A 14,587-nucleotide genomic window follows, 5' to 3' on the forward strand; every position below is an offset into this window, starting at 1 on the left:
GGTCGGGACTTAAAAAATCAGAAGCCCGGCCGCTATCTATGTCATGACTACGAGGATGACATGAACTCCACTCTGGATAACGTAGCGCACGTGCAGGAGCAGCCGCCGCGTTCGGCGACGCCGTTTTCCGTCGGCCTGCTTGGCATCGCCGTCGGCCTTCTAACGCTCTGGCTGCTACGCGACAGTACCGCGCTGGATGGCGCGCGCCGCAGCACTGCCGCCTGTCTCGCGATCATCGCGACGATCGCCCTATACGAGCTGTTCGTCGCACGCGTGTATCTACGCCCAAGCGCCGGACTGACCGGTCAGGCGGTTCGGCCGCTCAGTGTCGCGCGTGTGAGTTTGCGTCTTGCCGCGCTGGCTTCCGTGTATGTCGGCATCGGTGTGCTCTACTGGCTCTTGCCCGAGTATCACGGCACGTTCTATAACCCCTTCTGGTCTCTGATCCTCACGCTCGCACCGTATCTGATCGTGGCCGCGCCGTTTTACTTTGCGTGGATGGACAGGCGTCAACGCGAAGTCGACGATGCCTATATGTTGTGGAGCCGCCTCGTATTCCTCGGGCAACGCCCAGGCAACTGGAAGCCCGTGCGTGAAATGCTCGCCGGCTGGATGGTGAAAGCGTTCTTCCTGCCGCTGATGATCACCTATCTTTCCACCGATGCGGACCATATCGGCGCATCGCTTGCGACCGCCATGAACGCGCCGTTCTCGCTGGCGACGTTCAGGTTCATGTACGACCTGTCCTTCACGATGGACCTGATGTTCGGCACGGTAGGTTATCTGTGCACGTTGCGCATTCTCGATACTCACGTGCGCAGCGCGGAGCCGACCACGCTCGGCTGGCTGGTTGCACTTCTCTGTTATCAGCCGTTCTGGTCGCTGATCTCGGCCCAGTACATGCACTACCAGGGCGCGATGTTCTGGGACAACTGGCTGATATCCGTGCCCATTGTCCGAATCATCTGGGGCACCGTGATTATCGCCCTGGTCTTCTGCTACGCGCTTTCCACCATCGCATTCGGATTGCGATTTTCGAACTTGACCAATCGCGGCATCATCACGTCGGGCCCTTATCGCTTCACGAAGCATCCCGCCTACATCACGAAGAATCTCTCGTTCTGGATGGTCTCGGTGCCGTTCATCGAACCCATGGGCTGGCAAGTCGCGCTCACGCACTGCTTCGCGCTGGCGTGCGTCAATCTGCTGTATTTCATGCGCGCCAAAACCGAGGAGCGGCACCTGATGAACGATCCCGACTATCGCGCCTACGCAGAATGGATCGCGCGGAACGGGCTGTTCGCCAGGATCACACGTGCGTTTCAATAAGATGTTTATGCTATGAATGCGGTCAAGTGCGTCTATTGCAGCGCACCATTCTTCAGCGGCGTGACGATGACGATGAGCTTCTTTGACCACCGGCAAGCAGTCGCCGGTGGAAGCAGACGATAGCGCCCGTTGCCGATTTTCCGCGAGTGGGTGCTCGCCTCAACGACATCGCACGCAGGACGTTACGTAACGTCCTCTGCCGTGGTCACGAGTCGCGGCTTGGCGCCAGCACATTCGCCAGCCCGGCCTTCGGGCGAGAGAACAGGAAGCCTTGCACTAACGCTTCTGGCCATGACTCGCTCAACCATTGCAACTGTGCTTTGGTCTCCACACCATTCACCACGACCTGCACGTCAAGCGCGTGAAGCAGATCCAGTAACGCCGACATCACCACGCAGGCACGAGGATCGCGTGGAAGCGCTGCCATCAACTCAGGCGCGATCGTGACGGTGTCCACGTCGAGTGCGCCGAGCAGTGCGAGCGAAGACGCGCCGTTGCCCCACTTGCCCAGCGAGATGCCGGTTCCCGCAGACCGAAGGTCGGCCGTCAAGGTACGCAAAGACAGCAGACGTGCTGCGTCTGCGCTATCGGGCACTTCGATTTCAAGCAGGTTGCCCGGCACGCCATACGATCGCGCGATGCGCGTGAGGTCGTCGGCAAACGATTCGAGCACGGCTACTTGCGCCGGCACCGTGATCGCGACCGGCAGCAGCGCCATCTTCGACGAGAGGCAGTCGCGCAGTTCACGGCACACGCCGTCGACGACGAACAAGGCCATCTCCAGCGCGACCTGCGGGTGTTCGAGCGGCATCATGAAAATGCCGGGAAGCAGCAGCCCGTAGTCGGGATGCGTCCATCGAACCTGCGCTTCGAGGCGCGCCAGCGCGCCGCCTGCCGCGCGATAAGCCCCCTGAAACACGAGATGAAACTCACCCGAGCGCAGACCTTGGCGGACGCGGCTTTCGAGTTCGCTCAGCGCCATGGAATCGTCGCGCGAGTCGTTCCAATCGGTTTGTTCGACACAAGCGGTACGTGTGCCGAACGTAGTTGCGAGCGATACAGGCTTTTCATAGTCGAGCGATAGCATGGCGTAGGCGCAATTTATTAACCTAGCTAAAGCACGCACATGTCGTGCCAAGTGGCACGTTCACTGCGCGACCTATCAGCGACCATGGCCGGCAAGCCCTACTGATCAATGGTTTACGACCATCCGATCAAACCTGTCGAGGCGCAATTTCAATCGCCAAACGTTTGTATGAACGCCGATGTTACGTAGCGTTTCGCATCAACGTTACGGGACCATCGCACAGGGCGTTGAACGCGGCGACTACCACAAGTCCATCGTTTCAAACGGGGAAACCGTGTCATGCATAGTGAATAAGATCGCTAAACAACAAGCAATGAATGAGGCATCGCACTGCAACAATAAAATTTGACCGAGAAAAAAAGATTTACTAGTATCGGCAGCAAACGCAGCATGCAACGACTGCGCATTCCCCACACAGTCATTCAAGGCGGCAGATGCTTCAGATCCCCCTCACCGACGCCGATTGGGCGCGTGTTCAGAGTCTTTTTCCCGAGGTTTCGTCCGGTCGCGGGCGACCCCGTCGCAGCGATCGCGAGATCCTCAACGCGATACTCTGGGTGCAGCAGACGAAAGAAAAGTGGCACAGGCTGCCGGCGACTTTTCCGCCGCAACAGACTTGTTATCTTCGGTACATGGCCTGGAAAAAAACGGGCGTTCTGGATCAGGTGAAGGAACGCCTGCCCTTGTGCGACCATGAGCTTTCGACCTGCTGAATCAGCGGTAATATTTGTTTTGCATACCGTACCGGTTCAAAGGCGAAAAGATGTTTCACCGACGGCTTCATTGATCGCTCGCGCCCGTCAGCGCGTCAGGCCTTCCCGTTCATTCGATCCATCACCGCCAGCAGATCAGCGAGCGCCTGCTTGCATTCCGCTGCGTTCGGCGTGCCGGCGCGTAACGCGCTCAGCGCGCGGTCGATCGCTTTGTCGACGGTGTGCCAGTCCGTTGCGGCGCGAGGCTTCAGCGAAGGCTCGGCGTCGTCCCAGGCGAGTTCCAGATCCTTGATGCGCGCCTTACCGCCCGCGAGATTGCCCTGGCCGACGAGTACCGCGGTGTCGGCGGCGATCTTGCGGAACGGCGAGAGGTCGCCGAGCTTCGACGCCTTGACAGGCTCGGCTGCCTCGGCCGAGGGAAAGCCGACCCCACCCGCCTCGCGATGCCCGAAGCTGATGGCGGAGAGGGCAATGAAAGAAGCGATGACGGCTTTGTTGAGCGTGCGTTGGTTCATGATTGTTCTCTTCCGTTTGATTCGACATACGATTGAAAAAGGGCTACATCTACGACTTGTCGAGCGACACGTGCTCAAGGTTCACGTGCGGCGATAGTGCGTGTGGACCGCTGTTCGACTGCACTCGCGAAGATGACCAGCAGGACGATGGCACTCAGAAAGAGCACGCTCGTATTGATCGTGCCGAGACCGATACCACCGTATGTGCGGGACTGCGAAAGCAGATCGCCGAACGAGGCGCCCAACGGCCGCGTCAGAATGTAGGCAAGCCAGAAAGTCAGCACCGGATTCCCGCCGACGTAGTAGATGGCGCACACCAATGCGATTAGCGCGCTGAATGCCACCACGCCGATCATGAAGCCGAGCCCCAGCGCTTCTGTCGCGAGATCGCCGGCCGCAGTGCCCAGCGCGAAGGTGAACAACACTGCGGCCCAATAGAAAAGCTCCCGCCGCGTCGTGTAGATGGTGTGAATCGACAGTGTCCGCTCACTGCGATACCAGAGCGCGAACACCACGGCCAGCGCGAGGGCAAACGCGATCGTGCTGGCATAGAGGCTGATGCCGAGCTTGTCGGTCAGTGCATCGGTAATCTGCGTGCCGACCACGCTGACCAGCACCACGGTCAGCCAGTAAATCCACGGCACGTACTTGCGCATGCGACGCTGCACGGCCAATGCGGCAATCAGCAACGCGAGCATCATCCCGCCGGTGAGCGCGGTGCCGAGCCCCACGTGCACGGCCAGATAGTCCGCGCCGGTCTCGCCGACGGTGGTCGCCATGATCTTGATTGCCCAGAAGACAAGTGTTGCCTCGGGCACTTTGTTGCGCATCTCCGCAACGCGATAAGTCGAGGTCTCTAGCAAGCGGGTTCTCCCATCAATAGGCATTTAATTCGACGTTGCGAGCAGGCGCGCTTGCGCTCGCTCGATGCGGCGAATAATGCAATGGGGAACCTTATGAAAGCCTTATGGAAGGTGCCAATGAAACGGCGCGAATCGCGGGTGGTCGAGAGGCGTCTTGAACGATCCTCAAGAAATCCTTAAGGATTGCTCTGATGCGCTATAGCGACTCGGCAAAAGCTTCGCACGACACTTCTTCGCGCAGAATGTAGCCAAGCCCGCGCAAGGTCATGATCTTCGCGCTGGAGCTCGCCAGGTGCTTGCGCAAGCGGTGAATGTAAATGTCGATGGCATCGGCGCTGGGTTCGTCGTCGAGCGTGAAGACCTTGTCCATCAGGGTGGACTTCGAGACGGTCTTGCCCTGCTTCAGCATCAGCGTTTCGAGGATGGCGTGTTCGCGCCGCCGTAACGGCAAGGGCTCGTTTTGCAGGACGAATTCACGGGAATCGAACAGATAGCGCAGATCGCCGCAGTCGATCGACTGGCCCTTATCGCCCGCCGCCTGACGGCGGATCAGCGCCTTGATGCGCGCCACCAGCTCGCGCGCGTCGAAAGGTTTGACGACGTAGTCGTCCGCGCCGGCCGAGAAGCAGGCTACTTTGTCGTCAGTCGAACCGTTGGCGGTGAGCATCAGCACCGGCACGTTGTCGCGTTTGCGGCGCAGACGCGCCAGCACGTCCTTGCCGCCAATGCCCGGCAAGCGCAGATCGAGCAGCACCGCGTCGTAGCACTGCACGCCGAGCAGCGTCTCCGCCCGCTCGCCGTCCTGCGCCCAGTCAACCACGAAATTCTCGACCTGCATCAGGTTCATCACCCAGCGCGCGAGGTCAGCGTCGTCTTCAACGAGCAGCAGTTTCATCGGTTTCCCCTGATTTGGCGACGCATCAAACCGCCGCCGACCATAGTCGCATCTCGACGGTGGCGACGAGGCCGACACCGCCCTCTCCCGGCTCGAGCGTAACCGTGCCGCCTTGCCGGCGGGCGATCTCGCGCACGATCGGCAAGCCGAGGCCGGTTCCGTCAGCATGGTTCGACGCGCGATAGAAACGCTCGAACACACGCACCCTCGCTTCGGCTTTGATACCCGGCCCATTGTCGATCACCCGCACGATCGCCCTGTCATTACCGCGCTGCGTATGCACGGTGACGCGGCCACCGGGTTGCGTATAGCGCAGCGCGTTGTCGACGAGATTGGTCACCAGCGCCGCGGTCAGCGCCTCGTCGCCGGTCACGAATAGGCCGTCTTCCAACTCAGCGCCCAGATCGATTTCACGCGACTGCGCGAAAGCGATCAACTCCTCGAGCACACCCGCGATCAACGCGCTCAGATCGACCCGTTCGCGCGTATTGGAGGGCGCGGCGGACTCGGCCTGAGCGAGCAGCAACAGCTTGTTGGTCAACGTGGTCAGCTTGCGGCTGCTTTTATGCATGCCGGCCAGTGCTTCGCTGAGCGGCACGTCCCGATTCTCACGCTGCCGCGCGAACTGGATCTGCGCCACCAGCAGCGCGAGCGGCGTACGCAACTGATGCGCCGCGTCGGAGATGAATTGCCGCTGCGTCGCGGCCTGCTGGCCCATGCGCGCGATGCACTGGTTGATCGCTTCGACGATAGGCGTCAATTCGACATGCAAGCGCGCCACGCGTATCGGTTCAAGTTGCGACGCGTTACGATCGGCGACGTCGTCTTTCACCTTCATCAGCGGCCGCAATTCGAAAGTCAGCCCGAGATAGACGAACACCATCGCGAGCACCAGCGTGAGCACCTCGCCGAACAGTTGCGGCCGCAACAGGCGCCACACCATGGCGTCGCGCGAACCTTCCGTTTTTGCAACCGTTACGACGACTTCTTCGGTGCGGCCCGAGTCGTATAGCTGCCGCACGTAGGTAGCGGCGCGCACGGCACGGCCGTCCTCGAGATGGGTGGAGTACAGCATGGGGACGTCGCTCACGCCGCGCGGCACCGGTAACTCGGGACTGCCGGCCAGCAGGCGGTGGCCGCTCGCTTCGACGCGATAGAACACACTGTCCTGTTCCGGCGACTCGAACAGCTCGAGCGCGGCCGGCGGAATCTGGACCGACACGTGGCCGTTATCCCAATCGATGTCCTCGCCAATGATGCGTATCGACGATAGCAACGCGTTATCCTGAACCAGGTCGGCCGTGGTCTGCGCGTTGCGATACGAAATCATGCCGGAAATGGAAACGAACGCCGCCAGTGGCAGCAAGAGCCACCACAGCAAGCGTCCGCGCAAACTGCCTGAAAACACGATTCGTCGTTCCTTTCTGCTGACTGTCTCCGCTATATCCCACGTGCGCGGTGGGCGTTCGATGAATCGCCTGCCCAAAATTCTAGCGGTACAAATCCTTCTGTAAGCTTTCGAACACGCGTTTCCTGTGCCGATTGCGGGTTTGTCCCAACTACCTGTAAAGCCGCCGATTTAAAGGGCTTGATTCAAACGGGCGAAGGTCCTTCCATCGGCGCGCGCGGAAACGAGACGGTCACGTGCACGCCTTTGCCGCCTTCGCCCGGCTTGAGCACGATCTCCCCGTGATGCGCGTCCGCGATTTCGCGCACGATGGCGAGACCCAACCCGGTTCCTTCAGTATCTGTCGACGCCCGAAAGAACGGCTCGAACACGCGACTGCGCGACTCGGCGGGAATGCCTGGACCGTCGTCCAGCACCGCCACGGTGATCGTATCGGCTTCTGCGCTGACCGCCACCGTGACGTGGCCGCCACTGCCGGTATAGCGGATCGCGTTCTCCGCGAGGTTGGCGATCAACGCCTGCAGCAGGCCGCGATGCCCTGCCACCGGCGCGGAGCCGTTCAGTTCCGCGCCCAGATCGATATCCCGGGCTTGCGCGAGCAACGCCAGATCCTCCACCACTTCCATCGCCAGCGGCACCAGATCGACCGTTTCCACCGCCAGTTGCTTGTTGTCGGCGGCCTCGGCCTGCGCGAGCAACAGCAGCTTGTTAGTGAGCCCGACCATCGAACGATTACTGCGGTGCATCGCGGCGAGCGCCTCGTCGAGCGCGGGATTCAGGCCGTCCTGCTGGCGCGCGAACTGCAACTGCGTGCCGAGCAACGTGAGCGGCGTGCGCAACTGGTGCGCGGCGTCGGCGATAAAACGCCGTTGCGCGGCTACCTGTACGCCGAGCCGCGCGATACATTGATTGATCGCTTCGACGATCGGCCGCAACTCCGTATGCAGGCGCTCGACGCGAATCGGTTCGAGTTGCATGGGATCGCGGTCGGCGACCTCTTCCTTCACTTTCATCAGCGGCCGCAATTCGAAGGTGAGGCCGATGCAGGCCAGCGCGACCGCCAGCACGATCATCTCGATCTGCCGCACAAGTTGCGGTTGCCACAATTGCTGCGCCATCGCATCGCGCGAGCGCACCGTCTTGCCCACTGTCACCCGTACGCGGCGTGTCGCGCCGTTGTCGTACATCAGGCGCACGAGGCCGACCGCGCGCACGGGCTGGCCATGGAGTTCAGTGTCGTAGTGATCGTCCGTGTCGGGCGAGGGCGCCGCGCGCTGCGGAAAATCCGGCGTACCCGCCAGCAGCCGGCCATCGTCGACCCGCACGCTGTAAAACACCTGATCGCGATACGGCGACACGAACACTTCAAGCGCGGCGGGTGGCACGTCCACGCGCAGAAAACCATCCACCCATTCCACTTCACCGGCGATCATCCGCGCCGATGAGATAAGTTGGTTGTCCTGCACCAGGTCCGCCGTGCGCCGCGCGTTGTCATACTCTGCCTTGCCGGTGACGAACACGTACAACGCGAGTGGCACCAGCAGCCACCACAGCAGGCGCATGCGCAGGCTATTGGTCATCTTCTTTCTTGCGTAGCAGGTAACCCAGCCCACGCAACGTGACGATCGCCGCCGAACTGCCGTCGAGCTTCTTGCGCAGCCGCGAAATGTAGATTTCGACTGCATCCTCGCTCGGCTCGTCCGCGAGCGTGAAGATCGCGTCGACCAGCGCGGGCTTGGTGACCGTCTTGCCCAAACGCAGGATCAGCGTTTCGAGCACCGAGCGCTCGCGCGGCGTCACGTTCAGCGGCGCGCCCTTCAGCGTGAACTGGCGCGTGTCGATGTCGAACGCGAGATCGCCGCACACCACCTCGCTCGCCTTCGAGGGCGACTGGCGGCGGATCGCCACCTTGATGCGCGCGATCAGCTCGCGTACTTCGAAAGGCTTGACCAGGTAATCGTCCGCGCCGGCGCCAAGCAGTTCCACTTTTTCGTCGATCGAACCGCTCGCCGTCAGGATCAGCACGGGCGTGGCGTCACCGCGCTGGCGCAAACGGCGCAGCACGTTCTTGCCCGACAGCTTCGGCAGATTCAGGTCGAGCAGGATCACGTCGTAGTGATTGGTGCGCAGCAAACGGTCGGCGGCGTCGCCGTCCTGCACCGCGTCGAGCGCGAACGCCTCCTGCTCCAGCATCTTCGCGAGCCAGTGCGCCAGCGTGGGGTTGTCTTCGATGAGCAGCAGCTTCATGGGGAGAACGGCGAAATAGGCAATTCAATGCGCGGCAAAAGTCAGGACGCCGATTGTGCCGTAAAACAAGGGCTTTGCGCGCGGCTTGCGTGGTTTGTGGCCCACGTTATGGGGTTTGCCAGGGGGTGGCCGCGAGATTGCGGTGGATTCTCGGGTTAACACCCATGATTTGCCCACCGCCCCGAAAGCTGCCAGAAGGTTTCAGATTTCTATAATCGCCCTCATTCATCCAGAAAGCGCCGCATCCACACAGGGCGACGACTAAACCTCAGGAGACTGCTTCATGCGTACCTTACGCCAGATTGCCGCCGTGTCAGGTGTTGCGTTTACCCTTGCCGCCGCTTCGGCCGCGGCTCATGCGGAGAAGCTGACGATCATGGTCGGCGGCGCCACCAAGATCATCTATCTGCCGGCCAAGCTCACCGAGCAGCTCGGCTACTTCAAGGACGAAGGCCTCGACGTCGAAATCCTCTCGCAACCGGCCGGCGTGGACGCGGAAAACGAACTGCTCGCGGGCGCGGTGCAAGGCGTGGTGGGCTTCTACGATCACACCATCGACTTGCAGAGCAAGGGCAAGGAAGTCCAGGCGCTGGTGATTTTCGGCCAGGTGCCGGGTGAAGTGGAAATGGTCTCCACCAAGGCGTCCGAAACGCTAAAGAGCATGGCGGACGTGAAGGGCAAGACGCTGGGCGTGACCGGCCTCGGCTCGTCGACCAGCTTTCTCACGCAATACCTCGCGCAACGCGCGGGCGTGCCGTCCACGCAATACACGCTGCTGCCAGTTGGCGCGGACAACAGCTTTATCGCCGCCATCAAGCAGAACCGTATCGACGCGGGCATGACCACCGAGCCGACCGTCTCGCAGTTGCTGAAGACCGGCGACGCCAAGGTGCTGGTCGATATGCGCACGCTGGAAGGCACCCGCGCCGCGCTCGGCGGCACGTACCCGGCTTCGAGCTTCTACGTGCAGCGCGCATGGGCCGAGTCGCACAAGGACGACGCCACGAAGCTCTCACACGCATTCGCGAAGACGCTGAACTTCATCGCGACGCATAGCGCGGAAGAGATCGCCGCGAAGATGCCGAAGGACTACTACGGCAACAACAAGGACCTGTACGTCGGCGCGCTGAAGGCGTCGCTGCCGATGTTCACGAAGGACGGCAAGATGCCCGCCGACGGCCCGGACACTGTCCTGAAGGTGCTGTCGGCGTTCAATCCTTCGGTGAAGGGTAAGCATATCGACCTCGCCAAGACCTACAGCAACGACTACGTGTCGGCAGCGGTCAAGACTGCCGCGAAATAACGCTCTCGAAGCAACGCCCTCGAAGCAACCCCCTTTCAACATCAAGAGAACTGCGAGGCACCAGCCGATGAATCAACCTATGTCACGCGATACGCCCGCCATCGAGATGCGCAACGTATCGTGCCGTTTCATCTCCCCGGATGGCAAAGCGACGATCGCGTTGCGCGACTTCAGCATGTCGGTGGCACGCGGCGAGTTCGTCGCGGTTGTCGGCCCGACGGGTTGCGGCAAATCGACCACGCTCAGCATGATCACCGGCTTGCTGAAGCCGACCACCGGCGAAGTGCGCGTAATGGGCGCGCCGGTGGACGGCATCGATCCGCGCATCGGCTTCGTGTTTCAGGCCGACGCCGTGTTTCCATGGCGCTCGGTCATCGACAACGTGGCGGCCGGCCCGCTGTATCGGGGCCGCTCGAAATCCGCCGCGTACGACGAAGCCAACGAATGGCTGCGCCGCGTGGGCCTCGACAAGTTCGGCAAGCACTATCCGCATCAACTGTCCGGCGGCATGAGAAAGCGCGTGGCGCTGGCGCAAACCTTCATCAACAAGCCGGAAATTCTGCTGATGGACGAGCCCTTCTCGGCGCTCGACATGCAGACGCGCACGCTGATGCAGGACGAACTGCTGCAACTGTGGGGTGGCGCCGGCTCGGTGGTGTTCGTCACACACGATCTGGAAGAAGCGATTGCGCTTGCCGACCGTGTGTTCGTGCTGACGGCACGCCCGGCCACGCTGAAGAAAGTGTACGAAATCGATCTGCCGCGTCCGCGCGTCACATCGGAAGTTCGCTACGACCCGCGTTTCATCGAAATCTCGCGCGACATCTGGCATGACCTGCGCGAAGAAGTGCAGATCGGTTAATCAAGGAACGGCAAATATGTCTACTACCCCTCAACAAACGATGCCTTCGGGCATCGATCCCGTGACGCTCGCCCAGGTCGAGCGCGTCGCGCAAAAACGTATCCGGCAACGCCATGCGCTGGTGATCTCGCTGCGCATTATCGTGCTGGTGGTTGTGCTCGGCGGGTGGGAACTGTCCGCGCGCCTGAAGTGGATCGATCCGTTCTTCTTCTCGATGCCGACCGCGATTTTCAATCAGATCATCGACTGGTTCGTGAACGGCACATCGCAAGGTCCATTGCTTACGCAGGTCTGGGTCACGCTGGAAGAAACCGGTCTTGGCTTCATCATCGGTTCAGTGGCGGGCGTGTTCTGCGGCATCGTGCTCGGCCGCAACAAGTTGCTCTCCGATGTGTTCAGCCTCTACATCAAGATCGCCAATTCGATTCCGCGCGTGGTGCTCGGCTCGATCTTCGTGATTTCGCTCGGTCTTGGGATGGCTTCGAAGGTGGCGCTGGCAGTGGTGATGGTGTTCTTCGTCGTGTTCGCCAATGCGTTCCAGGGCGTGCGTGAAGCGGACCGCTACATGATCGCGAATGCGCAGATTCTCGGTGCGTCGCGCCGTCAGGTGACGACTTCGGTGGTGATTCCGTCGGCGTTGAGCTGGATTCTTGCCAGCTTGCACGTGAGCTTCGGCTTTGCGCTAGTCGGTGCGGTGGTGGGCGAGTTCCTCGGCTCGAAGCAAGGTATCGGTCTGCTGATCTCCACTGCGCAAGGCGCGTTCAATGCAAGCGGTGTGTTTGCTGCAATGATCGTGTTGGCCGTGGTCGCGCTGGCTGCCGACTATCTGTTGACGACGGTCGAACAGCGGCTGTTGAAGTGGCGGCCCGCTGCGGTTTGAGTTGACCGTCAGGTCGTAAAGGGAGAAAGGGCGCCGTCGGCGCCCTTTTTTTCACGTTGCGCACAAGGGCCCATCAAACAAAGCACTCTTCTTTTATCTCAAATCCCGCAACAAACTTTACCTGATTCGATGATTACTCCGGTCAGATCGCAAAACTACAATGCAATCACTGACTGCGAACAACACTGCTCGTAGCAAGATAAAGACCGAACTGGAGGTAGTTCATCATGAAATCGCTCATTCAAGCTGTTGTTATCGCCGCTGTGCTGGCCGCTCCTGTTGCCTCGTTTGCGCAGTCCAACCAGCCCGTGACCCGCGCCGAGGTCCGCGCGCAACTGATTCAACTCGAAAAGGCCGGCTACCAGCCGGGCCGCTCCGACCCGTACTATCCGGCTGACATCCAGGCTGCGCAAGCCCGAGTTGCCCAGCAAAACGGCACTGCCCAAGCCGCAGAAAGCAGTTACGGCGGTGCGGTGAATGGCTCGTCGCAGTCGGGCCACCCGGTTCAGGCGAACGGTCCGAAGTCGGTTTACTTCGGCAACTAAGCTGGCAACCAGGCTGACATCTCAGCTCGCAACCAGACCAGTGAACAAGCTTCCCGGCGGAACGAACCGCTGAGGCCACGCCGTTTGCCCTGATCGGCCGCCCAAGCGAGCAACACAGCCGCACGCTCTGATTCAAACGAACTGGCCCGCGACCGAGTATCCCCGATCGCGGGCCAGTTCTGTATTCGATACCTCCGTCATCGGGCTCCCGATGACTTCGCCTGGACCTTCACGGTCTGGGCGCTTTTTGTTTATGTCGTGCTACATCTGGTCTGAGCCTCAGCGGTACCAGGCTGCCTGCGTTATTCCCGGGCGATCAGATCGCCTACCTGGCCACGCCCCGTGACGAGACAGCTCGACAGGAAATTTTCACCCTGGCTGCTGGCCCCGGCGTCACCGAAGCCTTTCTTCAACGCATTCGACTTGACCAGTTCCGCGCCCTGGTGGCACGTAATTGTCCCCATCTCTCCGGCTTGCGCGCGCATCAGCGCCCTATCCGCCATCAAATAACCAAGCAACAACACCACTGCAATATTGAACGCTTGTCTCATGAATCGTCTCCTCTTTTGAAGAGACTAACGCGAACCATCGATGCAGGATGCTAGGGGTTTCCCGATTGGCGGCTATTCAATGATGCCGAATAAATCAACCGGTCATGCCACCTTATTCAGCTATGGGGCGTGGCTGGATCGGGCTTGGCTCGTAGAAGGCGGAACTGCCGGATGCCACGTTGCACGCGTTTCGTATTCTGCTCGAACAGCAGGTACACCGCGAACGCGTACACATAGCAGACAACCAGCATGGTCACGAACACCAGCGCGCCCCGGCCGTCGAACTGGATGCGCTGCCCGACCACGACCGCCGCGACAAACAGAATGAACGAGAAGTGCGTCAGATACAGCGAATAGGAAAATCCGGAAAAGAGAACCGCGATACGCGACAGCGGCGCGGGACGCAGTCGGACGTTTTCCCAAAGTATGCAACGCAGGAACACGAAACATGGCACACCGACAATCCAGTCGTTACTCAACAAGAACATGCGCGTCAGCACCAGCGCCGCAAGAAAAACTGTCCCGCTGGCGAGCGTGAACCATGGCAAACCCGTCCGTGCGCTGCGCGCCGGAAAGCGCTTTTCAAGCAACACAAGTACGACGCCAAGCATCCACAATCCGAACCCGTTCAGGAGCGACGGAAACGCGACCATCGTACCCAGCGCGAGCACACCCGCGACGATTGCGCTGAATCCGCGGCGCCGGCGCAGCAGTACATAACAGGCGGGAAACCACATGTAGTACCAGAACTCGTTGGCGAGGCTCCATAGCGGTCCGTTTGAGCCGTACGTGCCGCACGCGAGCGTCTGCAGGAAGGCGAGATTGCATAGCAGCGTCGCCCGCCCAAGATGCGAGGCGACGTTGATCTGCTGATCGAACGTGCCCTCGGTTCCAAGATAAAGAGGCCCACCGGCAAGCGCGATGCCCATGCGGTCCCAGAACAGCGTCAGCAGCAAGGCCGGGATCAGCACGATCCAGAGCCGCGACATGCGTTCGGTGAGATAGCGCTGCCAGCTCCATGTTCCCGTCTCGACCTGCCGCAGCACCGAACCGCCAACGAAATAGCCGCTCAGCAGGAAGAAAACGATCACCGCGGTGTGGCCGTAGTTACTGATGAAATAGAACGCCTTGCCCGCGAGTCCGATACCGGCATTCGCGCGGTAGTCGACGAACATCAGATTGCGCAAATGGCTGATGCACACCGCGCCTGCCGCCAGCGCGCGGATCAGATCCAACGTGTCGCAATGCTGTTTGCCGGTGGGCGCCATGGGAGTCTGGAATCGGACAAAGAGGTTTGTCCGCCAAACTACGGCCCACGGCGCTTTTATTCAGTACGCTTGCCCACACTGCGCGTACACGGCACGCAGGCTACACGCCAACACGCTATCC

The 14,587-nt window shown here is 60.8% G+C and carries 15 protein-coding genes; 6 read left to right on the forward strand and 9 right to left on the reverse strand.

Annotated features, from left to right (window positions below; all coding sequences use genetic code 11):
- The first annotated feature begins 60 nt into the window (after nucleotides 1–60).
- Nucleotides 61–1,329: an isoprenylcysteine carboxylmethyltransferase family protein gene (locus M0D67_RS15090; protein WP_266239043.1), complete on the forward strand. Its 1,269-nt coding sequence runs from the start codon at nucleotides 61–63 to the stop codon at nucleotides 1,327–1,329.
- Nucleotides 1,330–1,534: 205 nt separating this feature from the next.
- On the opposite strand, the gene M0D67_RS15095 is transcribed toward M0D67_RS15090, so the two are convergent.
- A complete protein-coding gene (locus tag M0D67_RS15095) occupies nucleotides 1,535–2,416 on the reverse strand; it encodes an EAL domain-containing protein (protein WP_266239044.1) in 882 nt (293 codons plus the stop codon).
- Nucleotides 2,417–2,850: 434 nt separating this feature from the next.
- Between M0D67_RS15095 and M0D67_RS15100 the strand changes: the two genes are divergently transcribed.
- Nucleotides 2,851–3,129, forward strand: a complete 279-nt coding sequence (locus M0D67_RS15100) for a transposase (protein ID WP_171925914.1) — start codon at nucleotides 2,851–2,853, stop codon at nucleotides 3,127–3,129.
- Nucleotides 3,130–3,224: 95 nt separating this feature from the next.
- Here M0D67_RS15100 and M0D67_RS15105 read toward each other — a convergent pair whose 3' ends face one another.
- The 6 genes from M0D67_RS15105 to M0D67_RS15130 form a co-directional block, all read right to left on the reverse strand.
- Nucleotides 3,225–3,644, reverse strand: coding sequence for a histidine kinase (locus tag M0D67_RS15105; protein WP_266239045.1), 420 nt, complete (start codon nucleotides 3,642–3,644; stop codon nucleotides 3,225–3,227).
- Nucleotides 3,645–3,718: 74 nt separating this feature from the next.
- Entirely contained in the window at nucleotides 3,719–4,474 is a 756-nt protein-coding gene (locus M0D67_RS15110) for a hypothetical protein (RefSeq protein ID WP_266239141.1), read from the reverse strand.
- A gap of 229 nt (nucleotides 4,475–4,703) precedes the next feature.
- Nucleotides 4,704–5,402, reverse strand: a complete 699-nt coding sequence (locus tag M0D67_RS15115; RefSeq protein ID WP_154562727.1) for a response regulator — start codon at nucleotides 5,400–5,402, stop codon at nucleotides 4,704–4,706.
- Between the two features lie 25 nt (nucleotides 5,403–5,427).
- Nucleotides 5,428–6,810 (reverse strand): sensor histidine kinase, encoded by a 1,383-nt coding sequence (locus M0D67_RS15120; protein WP_266239046.1) that lies wholly within the window; start codon nucleotides 6,808–6,810, stop codon nucleotides 5,428–5,430.
- 185 nt (nucleotides 6,811–6,995) lie between these two features.
- Nucleotides 6,996–8,390 carry a sensor histidine kinase gene (locus M0D67_RS15125; protein WP_154562729.1) on the reverse strand — a complete coding sequence of 465 codons (1,395 nt, stop codon included), beginning with the start codon at nucleotides 8,388–8,390 and terminating at the stop codon, nucleotides 6,996–6,998.
- The gene (locus M0D67_RS15130; protein ID WP_027778124.1) at nucleotides 8,380–9,057 is read right to left on the reverse strand and encodes a response regulator; all 678 of its coding nucleotides are present in this window, start codon (nucleotides 9,055–9,057) and stop codon (nucleotides 8,380–8,382) included. Before M0D67_RS15130 ends, M0D67_RS15125 begins: the two co-directional genes overlap by 11 nt.
- Before the next feature lie 283 nt (nucleotides 9,058–9,340).
- Here M0D67_RS15130 and M0D67_RS15135 point away from each other — a divergent pair, with 283 nt between their 5' ends.
- The 4 genes from M0D67_RS15135 to M0D67_RS15150 all read left to right on the forward strand — a co-directional run bounded on the left by M0D67_RS15135 (nucleotide 9,341) and on the right by M0D67_RS15150 (nucleotide 12,647).
- The gene (locus tag M0D67_RS15135; RefSeq protein WP_175049039.1) at nucleotides 9,341–10,360 is read left to right on the forward strand and encodes an ABC transporter substrate-binding protein; all 1,020 of its coding nucleotides are present in this window, start codon (nucleotides 9,341–9,343) and stop codon (nucleotides 10,358–10,360) included.
- 67 nt (nucleotides 10,361–10,427) lie between these two features.
- Complete coding sequence (locus M0D67_RS15140) at nucleotides 10,428–11,222, forward strand: ABC transporter ATP-binding protein (RefSeq protein WP_097395642.1); 795 nt, start codon at nucleotides 10,428–10,430, stop codon at nucleotides 11,220–11,222.
- Between the two features lie 16 nt (nucleotides 11,223–11,238).
- A complete protein-coding gene (locus tag M0D67_RS15145) occupies nucleotides 11,239–12,102 on the forward strand; it encodes an ABC transporter permease (RefSeq protein WP_154562733.1) in 864 nt (287 codons plus the stop codon).
- Nucleotides 12,103–12,329: 227 nt separating this feature from the next.
- Entirely contained in the window at nucleotides 12,330–12,647 is a 318-nt protein-coding gene (locus M0D67_RS15150; protein WP_154562735.1) for a DUF4148 domain-containing protein, read from the forward strand.
- 302 nt (nucleotides 12,648–12,949) lie between these two features.
- Here the strand turns inward: M0D67_RS15150 and M0D67_RS15155 are convergent, their stop codons facing one another.
- Nucleotides 12,950–13,198, reverse strand: a complete 249-nt coding sequence (locus tag M0D67_RS15155; RefSeq protein WP_054035535.1) for a hypothetical protein — start codon at nucleotides 13,196–13,198, stop codon at nucleotides 12,950–12,952.
- A gap of 116 nt (nucleotides 13,199–13,314) precedes the next feature.
- Nucleotides 13,315–14,466, reverse strand: coding sequence for an acyltransferase (locus tag M0D67_RS15160; protein ID WP_266239047.1), 1,152 nt, complete (start codon nucleotides 14,464–14,466; stop codon nucleotides 13,315–13,317).
- Nucleotides 14,467–14,587 lie beyond the last annotated feature (121 nt).

This window comes from Paraburkholderia sp. SECH4 (assembly GCF_030511745.1).
Classification (GTDB): Bacteria; Pseudomonadota; Gammaproteobacteria; order Burkholderiales; family Burkholderiaceae; genus Paraburkholderia; species Paraburkholderia madseniana.